This window comes from Pseudotabrizicola sp. (assembly GCF_030684215.1).
Lineage (GTDB): Bacteria > Pseudomonadota > Alphaproteobacteria > Rhodobacterales > Rhodobacteraceae > Pseudotabrizicola.
In genome coordinates this window covers 97631-115438 of the sequence record NZ_JAUXOV010000021.1, presented here as the reverse complement: position 1 = coordinate 115438, position 17808 = coordinate 97631, and the positions used below count along the sequence as shown (strand labels likewise).

Here is a 17808-nt window from a genome sequence, read left to right as displayed (position 1 = left end):
CTAATGAGACCAAGGCGCGTGCGTAACCCCATCAAGGCCACGGCCCGCGAGCCGATCAACAGGCCGGATACATATGAGCGATTTCCGAAGTCGTGCCAAATTCTCAATTGCGAACAGCAGCCGACACATACATAAGGGCCGATGCCTTTTGCTGCGGCGTAGGGGGCACTTTTCGCCCCCTTTTTGCTGTGCGGTCGCGATGCTCCTTGCGCGCCATGCTGTCGCCTTCGCCTGACTGGTCCGCACCTGTTCTGCTTTGCCCGTTCATCTTGGTAAAAATACTCCGGGGTGAGGCGAAGCCGAGGGGAGGCGCCCCTCTTGTCACCGTTTGCCGCACAAACTGTCAGATTTAGTTGACACAGTCGGTGGCAAACCTCTTGCTCGACTCTCGATTGTCCTGTTTAGTTGACAGATGACCGTCAGTATCGCCCCATATGCCCGCACGACCCCACAGCCCCGCGCCATGCTGGAGCTGATCAAGCCGATCACCTGGTTCCCGCCGATCTGGGCCTATCTGTGCGGCGCGGTGTCGTCGGGCGTGCCGCTTGCGGGGAGCTGGGGCATCGTGATCCTTGGCATGGTGTTGGCTGGGCCGATTGTCTGCGGCATGTCGCAGGCGGCGAATGACTGGTGCGACCGGCATGTCGATGCGGTGAATGAACCGAACCGCCCGATCCCCTCGGGCCGGATACCGGGGCGTTGGGGCCTCTATATTGCGCTGGTGATGACGATGATTTCGCTGGCCATCGGTTGGTTGCTTGGCCCTTGGGGGTTTGGCGCGACGGTGGTGGGGGTGATCGCCGCCTGGGCCTATTCTGCCGAGCCTGTGCGTCTGAAGCGTTCGGGCTGGTGGGGGCCGGGGCTGGTCGGGCTGAGCTATGAGGGCTTGCCATGGTTCACCGGGGCCGCCGTCCTGTTGTCAGCCGCCCCCCGGTTTGAGGTGGTCATCATCGCGCTGCTTTACGCGCTTGGTGCGCATGGCATCATGACGCTGAATGATTTCAAAGCGTTGGAGGGCGACCGCCAGCATGGTGTGCGGTCTTTGCCCGTCGTGCTGGGGCCAGAGGTGGCGGCGCGCATCGCCTGCACCACGATGGCAATGGCGCAGGCAATCGTGATCGCGCTTTTGCTGATCTGGGGCGCGCCTTGGCACGCACTGGCGGTGACCGCGCTGTTGCTGGCGCAGATGGTGGCCATGCGGCGGCTGTTCCGCGACCCCAAGAAATACGCGCCTTGGTATAATGGCACCGGCATTGTGTTTTATGTCGCGGGCATGATGATCGCGGCTTTTGCCTTGCGAAATCTGGAGGTTGCGCTGTGAAGCTTGGCTGGGGTCAGATCGCGCGGCTGGGGTTGGTGCAGATGTGCCTTGGCGCGGTGGTGGTCCTGACCACCAGCACGCTGAACCGGCTGATGGTGGTTGAACTGGCCTTGCCCGCACTGGTGCCGGGGCTGTTGGTAGCGCTGCATTATGGCATTCAGATCACACGCCCCAACTGGGGCTTTCGGTCGGATACGCGCGGCAACCGCACGGTGTTCATCATTGGCGGCATGGCGGCGCTCAGCCTTGGGGCTTTTCTGGCCGCCCTTGGCGTGGTGCTGATCCCGGACCAGCCAACCGCAGGTTTGGTGCTGTCGGTTGCAGCATATGCGCTGATCGGCGTCGGCGTGGGAGCATCGGGCACCTCGCTGCTGGCGCTTCTGGCCACGGCCACCGCACCGGAACGTCGGGCGGCGGCGGCCACGATCACCTGGCTGATGATGATTTTTGGCATTGCTGTCACCGCCGGAACCGTCGGGCATTTCCTCAAAGATTACACACCCGCGCTGCTGTTGGAGATTGTTGGCGCAGTCACCCTTGGCGCGGTTGGCGTGACCACGCTGGCGGTCTGGGGCATCGAATCCCGTGTGATTGCCGAGCGTGAAGCCGATCCAGCCCCGTTCCGGCAGGGTCTGGCGCAAATCTGGGCCGAGCCACAGTCACGTGCCTTTACCCTGTTCGTGTTTCTGTCGATGACCGCTTATTTCATGCAAGAACTGATCCTTGAGCCATTTGCCGGCTTGGTCTTCGGTTTCAGCGTCGGGCAAAGCACCCAGCTTTCAGGTGCGCAGAATGGTGGCGTGTTTATCGGCATGTTGGCTGTGGGGATTGCGGCGACGGGTCTGCGCATCGGCAGTTTGCGGCAATGGGTGGTTGCGGGTTGCGTTGGGTCTGCCTTCGCCCTCGCGGTGATTGCGGGTCTTGGGCAAACTGGCCTTGGGCTTTTGGTGCCCGCCGTGATCGCGCTTGGCTTTTTCAACGGCATGTTTGCGGTTGCGGCGATCGGGTCGATGATGGCGCTGGCAGGTCAGGGGCGCGGCGCGCGTGAAGGCACCCGCATGGGGCTGTGGGGGGCCGCGCAAGCGCTTGCCGCTGGCTTTGGCGGCCTTTTGGGCGCGGCTTCGGTCGATCTGTTCCGGCTGTGGTTGCCCGCACACTCCGCCTTTGGTCTGGTGTTTCTGGCCGAGGCTCTTCTGTTTCTGATCGCCGCGCTGATTGCCCTGCGGGTGATTGATGCGACCCGTGGGGGGCGTGATCCGCGCCCCTGTGCCATCGCCATTCCGGGAGAATGACCATGATATATGATGTTTTCGTTGTGGGTGGCGGGCCTTCGGGGGCAACGGCTGCCGAAGATCTGGCACGCGCCGGATACCGGGTGGCGATGCTGGACCGGGCGGGGCGGATCAAGCCTTGCGGTGGTGCAATCCCGCCGCGCGCGATCCGCGATTTCGACATTCCCGATCGCATGATCGTGGCCAAAATTCAGACCGCGCGCATGATCAGTCCGACGGGCCGCGCGGTGGATATCCATATTGAGGGAGGCTATGTCGGCATGGTGGACCGTGAGGAATTCGACGAATTCCTGCGCGACCGCGCCGCGATGACCGGGGCCGACCGGCTGACCGGAACCTTCCTTCGGATAGAGCGGGACACTGCGGGCACCCATGTGATCTGGCGCGACAAAGCGTCAGGGGCCGAGCGGCGTAGCCGCACGCGTCTGGTGATCGGGGCCGATGGTGCGCGATCTGCTGTGGCACGCGCCGAAGTGCCGGGGGGTGACAAGATCCCCTATGTCATTGCTTATCACGAGATTATCAAGGCACCTGAAGGTGGCCACGCCGCCAATGCCGATTATGACCCGATGCGCTGCGATGTGATTTATGACGGCAAGATCAGCCCTGATTTCTACGGCTGGGTGTTCCCTCATGGCAAACACGCCAGCGTTGGCATGGGCACCGAGGTGGCTGGCGTTGATCTGAAAGAGGCCACCGCCGCACTGCGTGCGATGGCGGGGCTTACGGGCTGTGAGACGATCCGCAAAGAGGGTGCGCCGATTCCGCTCAAACCCTTGGATCGTTGGGACAATGGCCGCGATGTGGTGCTGGCGGGCGATGCGGCGGGCGTTGTGGCCCCCTCGTCGGGTGAGGGGATATTCTATGCCATGGCCGGGGGCCGCGTGGCCGCCACGGCAGCGCAGGCGGCCTTGCTTTCGGGACGCGCCAAGGATTTGCGCATCGCGCGCAAGCTGTTCATGCGCGAACATGGCACGGTTTTCCGGGTCTTGCGTTCCATGCAGGACGCCTATTATCGCAGCGACGACCGGCGCGAGCGTTTTGTCAGCCTGTGCCATGATCTTGATGTTCAAAAGCTGACGTTCGAGGCTTATATGAACAAATCCTTGGTAAAGGCGCGGCCCATGGCGCATATCAAGATCGGCATCAAGAACATGGCGCATCTGCTAGGATTGGTTTCGCCAAAGTGGTCATGAAAGTTGCTCTTTCCGCCGAAGAAATGATCCCGGCCTGGGTTGATGGCCAGTTGACCCCAGTGGGCAAACTGGAGGTGCATCAGCGCGGGCTGCGGCATAAGGCGGTATCGGTGTTTGTGATCGACAAGGGCCGCGTGCTGATCCAGCGCCGCGCGCTGTCGAAATATCACACGCCGGGGCTTTGGGCGAACACCTGCTGCACGCACCCCCGTTGGGACGAAGATCCTGCCACCTGCGCCGTGCGCCGCCTGCGCGAGGAGTTGGGGATATCGGGCCTGTTCCCGGCCTTTGCCGACCGGGTGGAATACCGCGCCGACGTGGGGGCGGGGCTGATCGAGCATGAACTGGTCGACATTTTCGTGGCCGATGCCGGGCCGGGGCTGGTGATTGCGCCCAACCCAGATGAGGTGATGGAAACCCGCTGGGTTGATCTGTATGACCTGTCCGCCGAGGTGCTGCGCACGCCCGCCAAGTTCACCCCATGGCTCAAGATCTACATGACCGAGCATATGGCCCGCATATTCGGGGCCAGCGTGGGCGTGGCGCGCTAAAGCCGCGCGGCAAGCCATGGCAGCAGCACGTCTGCGACCTGATCTGCGGCCTCTTCATGCACCAGGTGACCAAAGCCTGCAATTTCGGCATAGGTGGCGTTTGGCATATGCGCCACCGCATCACGCGAGACCTTTGGCGGCACGGCGTTATCGCCGTCGGATGCGATCAGCAGCACCGGGTTGGCAAGTGAGGGCAGGCGGGCCATCAGCCCCTCTAGCCGCCATTGCGCCATCATCCCCAGAGTGCCGCTGACATGGGCTGAATCGCGCACCAACGCCAGATATTGCGCTTGGCCAGCCGCATCCAGCGGCGACCCGGTGCCTGACAAAAGCTTGGCCACCGTCGCCGGAGTGCCCCACAGCTTTGACACGGCAGAGCCGACAAAGGGCGTGGCCGCCAAGGCCCGCGCCATCAGTGGAAACATCACCCCCGCCGCGCCGTCAAAGGTGCCAAGGGCCGCGTTGATGCCAACGATCCCCTTCAGCGGCAACAGATCCGCCATGCGCAAGCCAATCGCCGCCCCCGCCGAATGGCCGATTACCGCTTGTGGGGCCACGCCCCCCGACAGGCAAAGCCGCGTCAGGTCTTCGGCCATGGCATCAAGACCCAAGCGGCGCATACCGCCCGCACGGGTGCAGCCTTGGCCCGGCAGGTCGGGCACGATCACCCGGTAGTGGTCTGACAAAACAGGGATCAGCGCGCGAAAACTGTGGCCAGATCCGCCCGCGCCATGCAGCAAAAGCAGCACGGGGGCATCCTGTGGCCCGGTGTCGATCACATACCAATCATGCGGAGTCACGCGCATACGGCGGGATTGCGCACGGTATGGCCAGTCTTGCGGCAGGCGGGCGCTGTCCATGCCCTAGCCCCCCAATGCCGCGCCCAAGACGCCCGACAGCCGCCGCGCATCGGCGCGGGGCAGCGCGAGATAGGGCGCATCCATCGCGCGGGCCATCGCGGCAAGGCTGGGTTGTGGACGGTTGGCGGTATCAATCACCACGGCGGGCATGCCGGTTGCGCGGATCGCGCGGGCAAGGCGCAGCGCGTCTTCCTCGGCCTGCGCGCGGTTGGCGCTGCCGTCCAGCGCGATATTGCCGCGACCGTCGGTCAGCAAAGCAATCGTGGGGGTCAGGCCACGCGCGCGCGCCAGTGTGGCGGTCGCCATCGCCGCCTGCATACCAGCGGCCAGCGGTGTGCCGCCGCCCCCCGGCAGACCGGCCAGGCGGCGCTTGGTCTGCACAAGGCTGCGGGTGGGCGGCAGGATCACCTCGGCCCCGGTCCCGCGAAAGGCGACCAGTGCCACGTGATCGCGCCGGGCATAGGCGGCGGCCAGCAGCAGTTCCACCGCACCCTTCGCTTCGGCCAGACGGGCAAAGGCGGCAGAGCCAGAGGCATCGACCGCAAAGATCAGCACCCGGTCCGACGCCTCAACGAACCGTTTGATGCGGATGTCGGATGCGCGCACCAAAAGCACCGCATCGGACGGTGCGGTGCGGCGGCGCAGCGGTTGCCAAGGGGCGGCGGCGCGCAAGGTGGCCACCAGATCGAGCCGCGCGCCAGACCCCAGTTTGCCGGGGCGCGACGGCAGCGGGCGCCCACGTCGGTTGCCGCCCCGTTCTGCCCCGGTGCCGGTGGCGCCCTTGGCACTGCGTGCGGCGCGGCCTGCCGCCAGTTGCGCCAAAAGGTCGGCGGGCAGGGCGGCGCGGGCGGCTTCCACCAGCATCTCCTCGGGGATGGATTGGGCTTGATGTTCCATGTCTTGCGCTTGGTCTTCGCCCGGATCGGGGGGCGGCGGTTCGGGTTGGTCTTGCGCGGTGGCATCTGGCAGCGGCAGGGCGCGGTGGCCATAGATCAGCTCGGCGGCCTGTTGCAAATCATTGTCGCCGACTGTGTCGCGACCAGCATGTGCGGCCAGCGCACGGGCGGCGGCCATCGCCAGCAAAGGCGCGCGCAAAGACCTAATGCCCAGTTCCGCCGCCGCACGGGTCAGCGCGCTTGCGGCGTCAGGGGGCAGGGTGACAGAGGGAAGCCGCGCACGCGCCTTAGACAAAGTATTGATATTCATAAATATATCCGTGGTGTCAGACCACGCCAGCCCGTCCAGATCGACAAACAGACCTAAGCGGTCGGTCAGGGCGGCGGGCAGGCCCTCGCCATCCTCGGCCGCTTCATCCAGCGCGATCAGGCAATGGCGGCGGGTATCCAGCGCATGGGCCAGCCGTGCCGATAGACCCGGCGGCACCCGTTCTGCCATGGTCAGGATCAGGGCGGCAGGGGACGAGAGCAGCCCGCGCGATTGCACCGGGCGGCCTGTTGCAAGGGTGGCAGACAGATCCAGCCCGCCATACAGCGCATCATCGGCCACGCCGGGGTGCAGGCGCACCAAGGGCAGCGGCAGGGCGGCAAGCGCCGTCGTGATCCGGTCGCGCACCGCACTGGCGCGGGCACGCAGCCACAATCCCTTGACGCCTTCGGGGTCAATCGCCAGCACGTTTAGCGCCAGGGTGATACGGTCCCACTCCATGACAGCCTTACGGCAGCACCTCGTCCAGCATGCGCACCACCCGCACGCCCGATCCGGCCTCATCCAGCGGATCACGGCGCAGACGGTGCGACAGGGCCATCACGGCCACCGCCTTCAGATGCGCACGGCCCACGGTTGCATCGCCGTCAAACGCGGCCTGCGCACGGGCGGCGCGCAAAAGCGTCAGCTCGCCGCGCAAGCCGTCAGACCCAAGCGCGATGCACAGCGATGCGCAATCGTGAAGCACGGTGGCGGGGGTTTTCAGCGCGGGCAGGGCGGCGCGGGCGGCAAGGATACGGGCCTGCAAGGCGGCATCTGCGGCCTGCCAATCGGGCATGAACGCATCATACCCCGTCTCATAGGCATCGCGGCGCAAGATCACCTCAACCCGAGTGTCCACATCGCGCGGGCTTGTCACCTCAACCGACAGACCAAAGCGGTCAAGAAGTTGCGGGCGCAATTCGCCTTCTTCGGGATTGCCCGATCCGACCAGCACAAAGCGCGCGGCATGGCGGATCGACAGGCCTTCGCGCTCGACCACGTTTTCGCCCGATTGTGCCACGTCCAGCAAAAGATCAACGATGTGGTCTTCCAGCAGGTTGACCTCATCGATATACAAGTACCCCCGGTTTGCGCGGGCCAAAAGCCCCGGCTCGAACGCCTTTTCGCCCCGCGTCAACGCGCGTTCAATGTCCAGCGCGCCGACCACGCGGTCTTCGGTCACGCCAAGCGGCAGGTCGACCACGGGGGTTGGTTTGCGGATGATCTGGGTAGACGTTACCTGTGCCCAATCGGGGCACTGGTCTGCGCGGGCGGAATTGACCGGGCAGCCTTCCACGGCGTCGATCTCGGGCAAAAGGGCGGCAAGCGCGCGCACGGCGGTGGATTTTCCGGTGCCCCGGTCGCCAAACACCAGCACACCGCCGATGGCAGGGTCGATGGCGGTCAGCACCATGGCTTGCTTCATCGCCTGCTGGCCCACAATGGCCGAGAACGGAAACGGCTGGCGCGGGGCCGCACGCGATGGCAAGGCGTGGATTTTGGGCGCGGTGTCAGCAGGCATCAGGCAGCGTCCTTTTCTGAAGTGAGCCGGGCCAGCGGATCGCCACCCTCCCAGCGGCCCACCGTGCCCAACAGGGCAAAGCGGGCATAAAGCTCTTCGGCAAACCAGTCGCCGTTGCGCACGGCTTTGATGGCCTGACCATGCGGGCCATCGCCGCGCGCAAAATGTGCCATGCTGGCAGCATCGGGCCAGACCGAAAACGTCACCTGATGCAGCAATGGCACCTCGCCGATGCCGATCTTGAAAACCACATTTGGGTCGGCACCAATCACGGCAGAGATATCAGGCACTCGGTTCCAGAACCTCAATGCACGGCTGGGGCGCACCGTGGCGCGGGTCAGCGCGATGATCGGGCCTGTGTTGGAGGCAAGATCACAGGGGGAAAACGGGTTCACCCCTGCCCATGACCCACGCGCCGAAGTCGGGTTCAAAAATACTGTCCAGCTTTCCGATGCCTTGGCGCGCCAGCGTTCAAAAACTGGGCTGGTCGCCACTGCGTCGCGCGCGGTCGCCTCATCCGGCCATGTCGCAAGGATCGCCCAGACGCCCCAGTTGGGTTTGGGCGTGAACCCCTGTCCAGTGCCCGATCCACACAGCTTCCAGAACTGCGCCCGTCGTTCGCCAGCAAGGCGCAGGCGCGCCGCCCCCATCTGGCCAATCACCCAGAGCCGGGTTGCGATCCCGTCAAAGCGGAACAGGCTGAGTGTGGCGACAGGAATGATCAGGCCTCCGATAGGTGACTGTGTAAACTTAGTCTGACATTATTTGTGCGCAAGAGAAAGGATCAACTCTGTAGTTCTGAACGGAAAGCCTATTGTTGTAAATTAAACTAGACAGGTTATCATCGCATCATGCAGAACAAACCGCACCCCGTTGCCCCGCCATCCCATCCTGATCAGGCTATCGTCATTGGGGCGGGGCTTGGTGGTCTTGCATCCGCGATGCGTCTGGGCGCCAAAGGGTATCGTGTGACCGTGATTGACCGGCTGGACCGGGCGGGCGGGCGCGGGTCGTCGATTACACAGGGCGGGCACCGATTCGACCTTGGGCCAACGATTGTGACCGTGCCGCAGGGCTTGCGCGACCTGTGGGCGGCCTGCGGGCGTGACTTTGATGCGGATGTGGCGCTTAAACCGATGGACCCGTTCTATGAGATCCGGTTTGCCGATGGCCAGACCTTTACCGCACGTCAGGATGATGCCGCGATAAAGGCCGAGGTGGCGCGGATTTCACCATCGGATTCAAAGGGCTATGAGCGGTTCCTCAAAGATTCCGAGGCGCGCTATTGGTTCGGGTATGAAGACCTTGGCCGCAAGGCGATGCACAAGGTCTGGGACACGCTGAAGGTGATCCCCAAATTTGCCATGCTGCGCGCTGACCGGTCGGTTTACGCCCATGCGGCGGCGCGGGTCAAAGACGAACACCTGCGCTTTGCGCTGTCGTTCCATCCACTGTTCATCGGCGGCGATCCGTTCAACGTGACGTCGATGTATATCCTTGTCAGCCATCTGGAAAAGGCGTTTGGCGTGCACTACGCCATGGGTGGCGTGCAGGCGATTGCCGATGCCATGGTGGGTGTGATCGAATCGCAGGGTGGCGAGGTGGTTCGCAATACCGAAGTGGATGAGATCACCATTTCAGGTGGCCGTGCATCAGGTGTGCGGCTTGTATCGGGTGAAACTCTGCCCGCATCGGTGGTCGTATCCAACGCCGATGCAGGCCACACCTATGACCGGTTGCTGCGGAATGCTCCCAAAAAGCGCTGGACGCCGGCCAAGCTGAAGCGCGCGCGCTGGTCGATGGGGCTTTATGTCTGGTATTTCGGCACCAAGGGCACGCGTGGCATGTGGGGCGATGTGGGCCATCACTCTATCGTCGTCGGCCCCCGCTACCGCGAGCATATCAAGGATATCTTCATCCACGGGCGTCTGGCCGATGACATGAGCCTGTATGTCCACCGCCCCAGCGTCACCGACCCGTCTTGCGCGCCCGAAGGGGATGATACGTTCTATGTGCTGTCGCCGGTCCCACATCTGGGCCATGACAACGGGGTGGATTGGGAGCGCGAGGAAGAACCGTACCGCGCCAAGATGCTGAAGGTGCTGGAGGAACGGCTGCTGCCGGGGGTGACAGACCGTATCAGTGAAAGCCTGACCTTCACGCCAGAGACCTTCCGCGACCGCTATCTGTCACCCTTTGGTGCGGGGTTCTCGATCGAGCCGCGCATTCTGCAATCGGCATGGTTTCGGCCCCATAATGTGAGTGAGGAACTGCCGGGCCTGTATCTGGCCGGGGCGGGGACGCATCCCGGCGCAGGGCTGCCGGGGGTGATCGGCACAGCGGAAGTGCTGGGCAAACTGGTGCCCGACCCGATGGTGCGCGCCGAGACAGCGGCGCAAACTGCGCTGCGGATGGCGGCAGAATGATCGCGCCCGCAGACATGGCGGCCTGCCGCGCCGCGATCCGCACCGGCAGCCTGTCGTTTCATGCCGCATCAAAGGTGTTGCCCGCCCGCGTGCGCGACCCGGCGCTGGCGCTTTATGCGTTCTGCCGGGTGGCGGATGACGAGGTGGATGAGGGCACAGACAAAGCGGGGGCGGTTTTGCGCCTGCGCGACCGGCTGGATCTGGTTTACCTTGGCCGCCCGCGCAACGGCTATGCCGACCGGGCCTTTGCCTCGGTGGTGGAAGATTTCGACATGCCGCGCGCATTGCCCGAGGCTTTGCTGGAAGGCTTGGCCTGGGATGCGATCGGGCGGCGCTATGAGACGCTGTCGGGGGTTCTGGATTACTCCGCCCGCGTGGCGGCGGCGGTGGGTGCCATGATGTGCGTGTTGATGCGGGTGCGCGATGCCGACGCATTGGCGCGGGCCTGCGATCTGGGGCTGGCGATGCAATTGACCAACATCAGCCGCGATGTGGGCGAAGACGCGCGGGCAGGGCGGGTGTTCTTGCCGCTGGACTGGCTGCGCGATGAGGGCGTTGATCTGGCGCGCTTTTTGACCACACCTGCCGCCTGTGACGGGGTGCGCCGGGTGACCGCGCGCCTGTTGCGCGAGGCGGATCGTCTGTATCTTCGGGCCGAAGCGGGGGTGCCTGCGCTGCCGCTTGCCTGCCGTCCGGGCATTTTTGCAGCCCGGCATATCTACGCGGGCATCGGTGGCCATGTGGCGCGCACGGGTTACGACTCTGTCAACCACAGGGCCCGCACCGGGCGCGGGCAAAAGCTGGGCTGGCTGATGTTGTCGGGGCTGCGCGCAGTCGTCACCCCGCTGTTGCCGCATTCGGCTACGCTGCACGCCCGCCCCGCCGCCGAGGTGGCGTTTCTGGTCGATGCTGCCGCGCGCAAGGCAGGCGCAAGGGGCCGCTCGGACGCTTTGTTTGAAGTGTTGGCGCAACTGGAGGCCCGGTCGCGCGGCATTGCCTGACACGTCGGTTGTTTGATCGGCCTGCAAAGAAGGGCGGCGGATAAGGCCTCTATCAAGACCAGCGGCAGCCCTTCATGGCGGGATGAAAGCGCAAACACATCGGCCATCTGCAGCATGTTTCCCAAATCGGGCACCTCACCGGAAAACCGCACCCGATCTGCCAGCTGCAATGATTTTGCCTGTTGCTCCAGTGCTATACGTTCCTGACCTTCGCCAACGATCAGCAAAAGCGCCTGCGGCGTAGTCTTCACCGCCTGAGCAAAGGCAGAAAGGAGAACGTCAAATCCCTTCTGGGGCACCAATCGGCCCGCCGCTAGAACCACAATATCAGAGTCGGCAATTCCGGCAGCCTTTCGCAACAAATGCCGCGCCTCTGGCGACAGGTGTTGCGCCGGTCTGATCTTGTTGGAGACCGTGACCAAGGGCGTTTTTCCCACGCGGGGGGACTGAATTTTTGCAATTTTCGGGCCACAAGCGATGGCGACAACAGTCATCTGACGCAGAGCGAACTGTTCAAGCCAGCCGCGTACCTTGTCTGTGAAACCCGTCGCTGCCGCCTTTTCATTGTGTATGGTCGCAACATGCGGCACCTTCAGCAACCGTGCGAGAACTGATCCGATAACTGTCGCATACAGCAGGTGCGAGTGAATAAGATCGGGTCGCCACTCAGCCAGCTCTCGGCGCAACTTCAGCATGGCACGCAGATCGGTCAGGCGCATTCCGCCCTGTGAAACCACGTCCACGCCTTGCGCGGCGAAACTGTGGGCCAGATCTGTTGCCGGTCCAAGGTTGATGATGCGCAAATGGTGTGTCTTGCTCATTTCCGAGATTTGAACATGCAGCAATTTCTGCGCGCCACCAAGACCCAGATTGTCAATGATGATAACGATCCGTCGCGGATCTTTGTCGTCAGGATGGGGCGTCATAGGGTGCTTCTGTTCAGGTTGGGCAGGGTTTTCTTGATTTGATCCAGCAACAGTTTTGCGTTCTTTCGTTGGTCGAATTCTTCGTCCACCAAGGCACGCCCTGCCTCTGCCCATTGTGCCGCTTGAGCCAAATCAGACGATATCCGGACCAGTGCGTTGGCCAGGCCGGCCTCGTCTTCCATTTCAAAAAGCAGGCCAGTCACATCATGCAGGACAATCTCGGGAATGCCGGTAAGGCGGGTCGCCACAACGGGTAGCCGGGCAGAAAAAGCCTCCACGATCACCGTGGGCAGGCCTTCGGTCTGATTGCGTGCACCAATCCGGCTTGGAACCACCAAAAGCGACGATTGCAGCATGGCAGCGCGCACGTTTTCATTGGTTTGTGCGCCTTTGAACGTGACACTTGCCGCGAGGCTTTCCGTTCGTGCCAGAGCTTCAAGGTTTGCCCTTTCGGGACCATCACCGATAATCTCTAGCTGCCAGTCTGGTTGGCGCGCACGGGCAAAGGCGCGCAGCAGCAGATCGACGCCCTTTCGCTGTTCCAGCGATCCCACATAAAGAATGCGGAAACCATCTATCTGGTCCAACGGCACCCGTTGATCGTTGTCCGTAAGGTAGGTTCCGACATGGATCACCTGCGGTGGTCGCTCTGCAAGCTGTGGAACATGCTCGATCAAAAAACGCTTGTTGAAATTGCTGATCGTCCTGACCAGCTCTGCCTCCGGCAATTTCGTCGTCAGCAAGGCCTGTGTCTCGAACAGATCATGCGCGTGGCTGCTGGCGCTGAAGGGAATTCCTGTCATCCGCTTTATAATCCATGCCGCTGTCGCTGGATGCCCGGCATAGGCGGCGTGAATATGATCTGCCTGCCAAAGCATTAGCTCTCGTGCGATACGCAGAGACTTCGGCAGAATGAAAAGTGATTTCAGAAGCGTGGCCGGGTGACGCCAACTGCCACGCAAGATATCATAAACAACGCGCGTCAGTTTTCGCGGCGCGCGCCACATAAAATAAGCCACTGCCGCAATCACATCCGGTGATGCGAAATAAGCGTAATCCCGAGCCCAGGCGCGGGTCGGCTTGGCGAAATCATGCAGCAAATCAAGCTTGTTGAAATGGGTCAGCGAGAAGATGAGCAATTCACACCCATGACCGCTGAACTCCATGACATCACGCATGATGAAGGTTTCGGTCGTCTTGGGGTATTCTGTAACGATGAACGCGATTTTGAGGGAGCTGCTCTCGAAACAGGACGAAGTTTTCTCTGGTATCATTGCGTCCATTCAATCGCTGGTTTGGCATCGTATTCACGTTGCCAAATCTGGCAGGGGCTTACCATTCGATCACTAAAGTTGCAACAAATTTAGACATACAGCCCAATTGTGGTCTTTGTATGATTTGCCAGTTTCCGCTGCGGTCTGCCACATAGTTTCTGCCCTGATGCTGCGCGAAACGTGGTGTAAGACCGCGTTTTCCACGGGTGACTGTGGGCCAAAGGGCTTGGTTAAGAGTCTGACACATAGTAGGAGATTGCTTTGATCCATCCAGATCGCAAATGTGCGATGGCCTGACCGAAACTCAAACGCAAAGCGGCGTTTCACGCAGACTGTGTCTTGCACCCGATTTGTGAATTAAGTGTATGATATAATTATGAAATATAAAAGCCACAGATTGTCCGTAGCGCCGATGATGGATTGGACAGATCGTCATTGCCGGGTCTTTCATCGCATGATGTCGCGGCGGGTGATGCTGTATACAGAAATGGTAACCGCCCCGGCGATCTTGCATGGGCCGCGCCCGAAGCTGTTGGATTTCAGTGCGGTGGAGCATCCGGTGGCGTTGCAGCTGGGCGGATCGGTGCCTGTCGAACTTGCGATGGCGGTGCGGATCGCGCGCGACTGGGGCTATGACGAGATTAACCTGAACGTTGGCTGCCCGTCAGACCGGGTGCAGTCTGGCTGTTTTGGCGCGGTGCTGATGGAGCGTCCGGCGCTGGTGGCCGAATGCGTGGCGGCGATGATCGGGGAAAGCCCGGTGCCGGTCACGGTGAAATGCCGGATCGGGGTCGATGACCAGAACCCGGCTCAGGTGCTGCCTGACTTCATAGATCAGGTGTCCCGCGCCGGAGTTCGGCACTTTGTCATCCATGCCCGCAAGGCGTGGTTGCAGGGCCTGTCCCCCAAGGAAAACCGTGAGATTCCGCCGCTGGACTATCCGCTTGTGCTGCAAATGAAGCAAGACTTCCCGGATCTGACCATTTGTATCAATGGCGGCATCAGCACATTGGCACAGGCCAAAGACCTGCTGGACCAAGGGCTTGACGGGGTGATGATCGGGCGCGCGGCCTATCACGACCCGTCTGCCACGCTGATCGGTGCCGATGCGCTGTGGGGCGAAGATTACGCCCCCGATGCGCACCGTGTGGTCCAAGATATGAAACCTTATATCGCCGCGCATCTGGCATCAGGCGGGCGGCTGCACCAGATCACCCGGCATATGTTGGGGCTGTTTGCAGGTCGCCCTGGTGCGCGCGGCTGGCGCCGCGTGCTGTCCGAAGGCGCCACGCGCGACGGCGCGGGGCTGGACTTGTTGGATGCCGCCCTCGCGCAGGTTCAGGTGACCGCCGCCTGAACCCGGACCCCGCGCGACAGGGCAAGTGCAATGGTGCCGCACACGGCAATCGCTGCCAGCATCGGCAAAGCGGTGCCGTCAAAGAAGGGTGCTGTCAACGCAATCATCACGCCTCCCGCCAACATTTGCAGCGTGCCACCCAGCGACGAGGCCAGCCCCGCGATATCGCCATGCTCCTCCAGCGCCAGTACCATCACGGTGGGAATGACCAGCCCAAGGAAGGCGTTGGCGACAAACAACCCGGCCAGCACCACGGGCAGTGAGGCAAAGCCAAGCGTGCCAACAAGGACAAGACTTACGGTGCTGGCAAAGAACCCCAAAACAGCCACCCGCACCACGCGCGCGGCCCCAAAGCGCATCCCGAACCCGGCCGCCAGTTGCGACGCTGCAAAGAACCCGATGGCGTTCACCGCAAAGGCCAGCGAAAATCCGGTCGGCGACAGACCAAAGGCCTGCGTATAGACAAACGGCCCCGAGGCGATGAAGACAAAGAAGCTTGCCATCGCAAAGCCACCCAGAAAGGTCAGTGCCATGAAACCCCGGTCGCTCAGCAAGCGCTTTGCACCGCGCAATGTATCTGTCAGATCAAAATGCTGGCGCTGCATGGGTGGCAGCGTCTCGGCCAGCACAAAGCGGATCATCAGCAGCGACAGCAGTGCGGCGACAGCCAGCACGCCAAAGATCCAGCGCCAGCTTGCCACCGCCATCACTCCAGCCCCCGCCAAAGGCGCCAGCATGGGCGAGACCGAGATCACCAGCATGATCGCCGCCATCAACCGCGTGGCCTGATGCCCGGTTGCCATGTCGCGGATGATAGCGCGCGGCACCACCATCACAGCCGCCCCGCCAAGCCCCTGCACAAAGCGCCCCATTGTCAGCCATGTGATTGACGGAGCCAGTGTGCAGATCAGCGTGCCCAGCAAGAACACCGCCAACCCGGCATACAGCGGCGGCTTGCGCCCGGCCTGATCGGCCCAGGGCCCGTAAAACAGTTGCGCCACCCCAAAGGCCAGAAAATATGCGGTGATCGTGCCCTGCATGGCCGCGACGCTGGTGCCAAGGTCGGCACCGATATCGGGCATTGCGGGCAGATACATGTCGATGGCAAACGGACCGACACAGGACAAAAGGCCCAGCACAAGCGCCGGGCGCAGCAAAGATGAAGACATGGGGCAAGACTCGCATCGGATGAGTTAGTTCACCGCTCTACACCTTTCGGTCGGTATCGGTAAGGCCGCACTGGCCCTTGTTGCAGCCGCGCGCTATCACAAAGCGCGGCAAGTCTGCCCGCCAGAAGGAGCCCGACATGCCTGACGCAAGCCTGCTGATCCCGATGATCGGTCTTTTAGCGGTGATCGGTGCCGTCGCCGGAGTGATTGCCGGGCTTTTGGGGGTCGGGGGCGGTATCGTGCTGGTGCCCGCGTTCTTTTACGCCTTTGGGGCCTTGGGTTACGGCGGGCCGCAATTGATGCAGGTCTGCCTTGCAACCTCGCTTGCCACGATTGTCGTGACCTCGCTGCGATCTGTCATGGCGCACAATAAGAAGGGCGCAGTAGATTGGGAGATTTTGCGGACATGGGCCCCGGCAATCGGAGCAGGGGCGGTCATTGGCGTCTTCACGGCCTCGGCGCTGAAATCGGTGACCTTGCAGGCGATCTTCGGCGTGTTGGGCATTATAGTGGGCCTGTATATGGCCTTTGGCAAAGTGCATTGGCGGCTGGGCTCTGAGATGCCAAAGGGCGCAAAACGTGCGGGTTTCGGCGGGATTGTGGGGTTCCTCTCAGTGCTGATGGGGATTGGCGGCGGCAGCTTTGGCGTGCCGCTGATGAGCCTTTACAACACGCCGATCCACCGTGCGGTCGCCACCGCTTCGGGCTTTGGCATGACCATTGCGGTGCCCTCTGTGCTGGTGTTCCTGTTCCTGCCGGTTGAAGGTGCGCCGCCCTTTACCTTGGGTGCGGTCAACATGCCCGCCTTTGCGCTGATCTTTGCGATGACAATGATCACAACGCCTTGGGGGGTGAAACTGGCGCATGCCATGGACCCAAAGCCGCTCAAGCGGGTGTTTGCGGTGTTCATCACGCTGGTCGCGCTGAACATGTTGCGCAAGGTGCTGGGATATTGAGCGGCGCGCGGCAATGACGGACTCTGGCTGGCGCAGGCTTGGGCCAGATCCGGCCATTGCGGTTTGGGCGCGCGCGGCTTTGCCGGTGGCAGAGCAGCAGATTGCGACCAGCACTCAGCCTTGGCGCTGTGGCGGCACATGGTTTGTCGGGGTTGATGCTTTGCCAAACGGGCCGGATGGCGCGGTGGCGGGCGTGGTCTTTCCTTGGTCTGCCCTGCCGTTGGCTCCCTTGGCCCTGCACCCGGCGCAACTGTCGGTGATCCGCCCCGGCTATCCGCAGCCGTCACTCGACGAATCCCCCGCCGCCTTTGCCTTTCGCCAGAGCCGCGATGCCGCCCATCTGGACGGGCTTTTACCCGTTGGCCCCGACCGCCGCCGGATGATCCGCGAGCCGCATGCCTGGATTCTTGGCCTGCCGCTGACCGATATCCGTGCGGCGCCCTTGGTGGTGTGGGAGGGCAGCCACAGGATCATGGCTGCCGCGCTGCACGCTGCATTGCGCCCGCATCCGGTGGCGCATTGGCACGAGATCGACATCACCGACGCCTATCAAAGCGCCCGCGCGCTGGTCTTTGCGCACTGCAAGCGTCTGGAACTGCCCGCCAAAGTCGGAGAGGCCACGCTGCTGCACCGTCTGACGGTTCACGGGGTGGCACCATGGCGTGGCGAAGATCAGGGCGACCGTATCATTGCCTATTTCCGCCCCATGCTGACCAATGTGGTGGACTGGATCGACTCACCGTAGCGCCTT

15 protein-coding genes and 1 pseudogene are annotated in these 17808 nt (G+C 62.6%); 9 read left to right on the top strand and 7 right to left on the bottom strand.

What is annotated here, in order from left to right; translation table 11 throughout:
* The first annotated feature begins 412 nt into the window (after positions 1 to 412).
* The 4 genes from chlG to idi are packed head-to-tail and all read left to right on the top strand — an operon-like array spanning position 413 to position 4360.
* Positions 413 to 1321 (top strand): chlorophyll synthase ChlG, encoded by a 909-nt coding sequence (gene chlG, locus Q8K08_RS02670; RefSeq protein WP_305249122.1) that lies wholly within the window; start codon positions 413 to 415, stop codon positions 1319 to 1321.
* Positions 1318 to 2613 (top strand): BCD family MFS transporter, encoded by a 1296-nt coding sequence (locus Q8K08_RS02665; RefSeq protein ID WP_305249121.1) that lies wholly within the window; start codon positions 1318 to 1320, stop codon positions 2611 to 2613. The genes chlG and Q8K08_RS02665 overlap by 4 nt, the downstream gene beginning before the upstream one ends.
* A 2-nt stretch (positions 2614 to 2615) precedes the next feature.
* Positions 2616 to 3809, top strand: a complete 1194-nt coding sequence (locus Q8K08_RS02660) for a geranylgeranyl diphosphate reductase (protein WP_305249120.1) — start codon at positions 2616 to 2618, stop codon at positions 3807 to 3809.
* Positions 3806 to 4360: an isopentenyl-diphosphate Delta-isomerase gene (idi, locus tag Q8K08_RS02655; RefSeq protein ID WP_304797210.1), complete on the top strand. Its 555-nt coding sequence runs from the start codon at positions 3806 to 3808 to the stop codon at positions 4358 to 4360. Before Q8K08_RS02660 ends, idi begins: the two co-directional genes overlap by 4 nt.
* Here the strand turns inward: idi and bchO are convergent.
* Genes bchO through crtA form a run of 4 tightly spaced genes read right to left on the bottom strand, consistent with a single transcriptional unit; the run spans position 4357 to position 8667 of the window.
* Entirely contained in the window at positions 4357 to 5220 is an 864-nt protein-coding gene (gene bchO / locus Q8K08_RS02650; RefSeq protein ID WP_305249119.1) for an alpha/beta fold hydrolase BchO, read from the bottom strand. The genes idi and bchO overlap by 4 nt on opposite strands.
* A 3-nt stretch (positions 5221 to 5223) precedes the next feature.
* On the bottom strand, positions 5224 to 6885 hold the full coding sequence (locus tag Q8K08_RS02645) for a magnesium chelatase subunit D (protein WP_304797215.1): 1662 nt from the start codon (positions 6883 to 6885) through the stop codon (positions 5224 to 5226).
* 7 nt (positions 6886 to 6892) lie between these two features.
* The gene (bchI, locus tag Q8K08_RS02640; RefSeq protein ID WP_305249118.1) at positions 6893 to 7948 is read right to left on the bottom strand and encodes a magnesium chelatase ATPase subunit I; all 1056 of its coding nucleotides are present in this window, start codon (positions 7946 to 7948) and stop codon (positions 6893 to 6895) included.
* The gene (gene crtA / locus Q8K08_RS02635; protein WP_370870489.1) at positions 7948 to 8667 is read right to left on the bottom strand and encodes a spheroidene monooxygenase; all 720 of its coding nucleotides are present in this window, start codon (positions 8665 to 8667) and stop codon (positions 7948 to 7950) included. Before crtA ends, bchI begins: the two co-directional genes overlap by 1 nt.
* 132 nt (positions 8668 to 8799) lie before the next feature.
* Here crtA and Q8K08_RS02630 point away from each other — a divergent pair, with 132 nt between their 5' ends.
* Together Q8K08_RS02630 and crtB are read left to right on the top strand one after the other, a co-directional pair.
* Entirely contained in the window at positions 8800 to 10374 is a 1575-nt protein-coding gene (locus Q8K08_RS02630) for a phytoene desaturase (RefSeq protein WP_304797219.1), read from the top strand.
* Positions 10371 to 11375 (top strand): 15-cis-phytoene synthase, encoded by a 1005-nt coding sequence (gene crtB, locus Q8K08_RS02625; RefSeq protein ID WP_305249116.1) that lies wholly within the window; start codon positions 10371 to 10373, stop codon positions 11373 to 11375. Before Q8K08_RS02630 ends, crtB begins: the two co-directional genes overlap by 4 nt.
* Positions 11376 to 11413: 38 nt before the next feature.
* Here crtB and Q8K08_RS21905 read toward each other — a convergent pair.
* A pseudogene (locus tag Q8K08_RS21905) lies at positions 11414 to 12301 on the bottom strand (glycosyltransferase); the annotation flags it as partial.
* Positions 12298 to 13584 (bottom strand): glycosyltransferase family 4 protein, encoded by a 1287-nt coding sequence (locus tag Q8K08_RS02620; protein ID WP_305249115.1) that lies wholly within the window; start codon positions 13582 to 13584, stop codon positions 12298 to 12300. The pseudogene Q8K08_RS21905 and the gene Q8K08_RS02620, both read right to left, overlap by 4 nt.
* A 367-nt stretch (positions 13585 to 13951) precedes the next feature.
* On the opposite strand from Q8K08_RS02620, the gene dusA reads away from it, so the two are divergent.
* Positions 13952 to 14932 carry a tRNA dihydrouridine(20/20a) synthase DusA gene (gene dusA, locus Q8K08_RS02615; RefSeq protein WP_305249114.1) on the top strand — a complete coding sequence of 327 codons (981 nt, stop codon included), beginning with the start codon at positions 13952 to 13954 and terminating at the stop codon, positions 14930 to 14932.
* Here the strand turns inward: dusA and Q8K08_RS02610 are convergent.
* Positions 14914 to 16101 (bottom strand): multidrug effflux MFS transporter, encoded by a 1188-nt coding sequence (locus Q8K08_RS02610; protein ID WP_305249113.1) that lies wholly within the window; start codon positions 16099 to 16101, stop codon positions 14914 to 14916. The two genes, dusA and Q8K08_RS02610, sit on opposite strands and share 19 nt — an antisense overlap.
* 137 nt (positions 16102 to 16238) lie before the next feature.
* Here Q8K08_RS02610 and Q8K08_RS02605 point away from each other — a divergent pair, with 137 nt between their 5' ends.
* Both Q8K08_RS02605 and Q8K08_RS02600 read left to right on the top strand, forming a co-directional pair.
* The gene (locus tag Q8K08_RS02605; protein WP_305249112.1) at positions 16239 to 17057 is read left to right on the top strand and encodes a sulfite exporter TauE/SafE family protein; all 819 of its coding nucleotides are present in this window, start codon (positions 16239 to 16241) and stop codon (positions 17055 to 17057) included.
* 13 nt (positions 17058 to 17070) lie between these two features.
* Positions 17071 to 17802 carry a hypothetical protein gene (locus tag Q8K08_RS02600; RefSeq protein ID WP_304801998.1) on the top strand — a complete coding sequence of 244 codons (732 nt, stop codon included), beginning with the start codon at positions 17071 to 17073 and terminating at the stop codon, positions 17800 to 17802.
* Positions 17803 to 17808: the final 6 nt, after the last annotated feature.

What these genes read in the sequence shown, in the direction of transcription:
- chlG (WP_305249122.1), top strand. Translation starts at nt 413, where the DNA reads ATGACCGTCAGTATCGCCCCATATGCCCGCACGACCCCACAGCCCCGC.
- Q8K08_RS02660 (WP_305249120.1), top strand. Translation starts at nt 2,616, where the DNA reads ATGATATATGATGTTTTCGTTGTGGGTGGCGGGCCTTCGGGGGCAACG.
- dusA (WP_305249114.1), top strand. Translation starts at nt 13,952, where the DNA reads ATGAAATATAAAAGCCACAGATTGTCCGTAGCGCCGATGATGGATTGG.
- Q8K08_RS02630 (WP_304797219.1), top strand. Translation starts at nt 8,800, where the DNA reads ATGCAGAACAAACCGCACCCCGTTGCCCCGCCATCCCATCCTGATCAG.
- idi (WP_304797210.1), top strand. Translation starts at nt 3,806, where the DNA reads ATGAAAGTTGCTCTTTCCGCCGAAGAAATGATCCCGGCCTGGGTTGAT.
- Q8K08_RS02610 (WP_305249113.1), bottom strand. Translation starts at nt 16,101, where the DNA reads ATGTCTTCATCTTTGCTGCGCCCGGCGCTTGTGCTGGGCCTTTTGTCC.
- crtB (WP_305249116.1), top strand. Translation starts at nt 10,371, where the DNA reads ATGATCGCGCCCGCAGACATGGCGGCCTGCCGCGCCGCGATCCGCACC.
- bchO (WP_305249119.1), bottom strand. Translation starts at nt 5,220, where the DNA reads ATGGACAGCGCCCGCCTGCCGCAAGACTGGCCATACCGTGCGCAATCC.
- Q8K08_RS02620 (WP_305249115.1), bottom strand. Translation starts at nt 13,584, where the DNA reads ATGGACGCAATGATACCAGAGAAAACTTCGTCCTGTTTCGAGAGCAGC.
- Q8K08_RS02600 (WP_304801998.1), top strand. Translation starts at nt 17,071, where the DNA reads ATGACGGACTCTGGCTGGCGCAGGCTTGGGCCAGATCCGGCCATTGCG.
- bchI (WP_305249118.1), bottom strand. Translation starts at nt 7,948, where the DNA reads ATGCCTGCTGACACCGCGCCCAAAATCCACGCCTTGCCATCGCGTGCG.
- Q8K08_RS02645 (WP_304797215.1), bottom strand. Translation starts at nt 6,885, where the DNA reads ATGGAGTGGGACCGTATCACCCTGGCGCTAAACGTGCTGGCGATTGAC.
- Q8K08_RS02605 (WP_305249112.1), top strand. Translation starts at nt 16,239, where the DNA reads ATGCCTGACGCAAGCCTGCTGATCCCGATGATCGGTCTTTTAGCGGTG.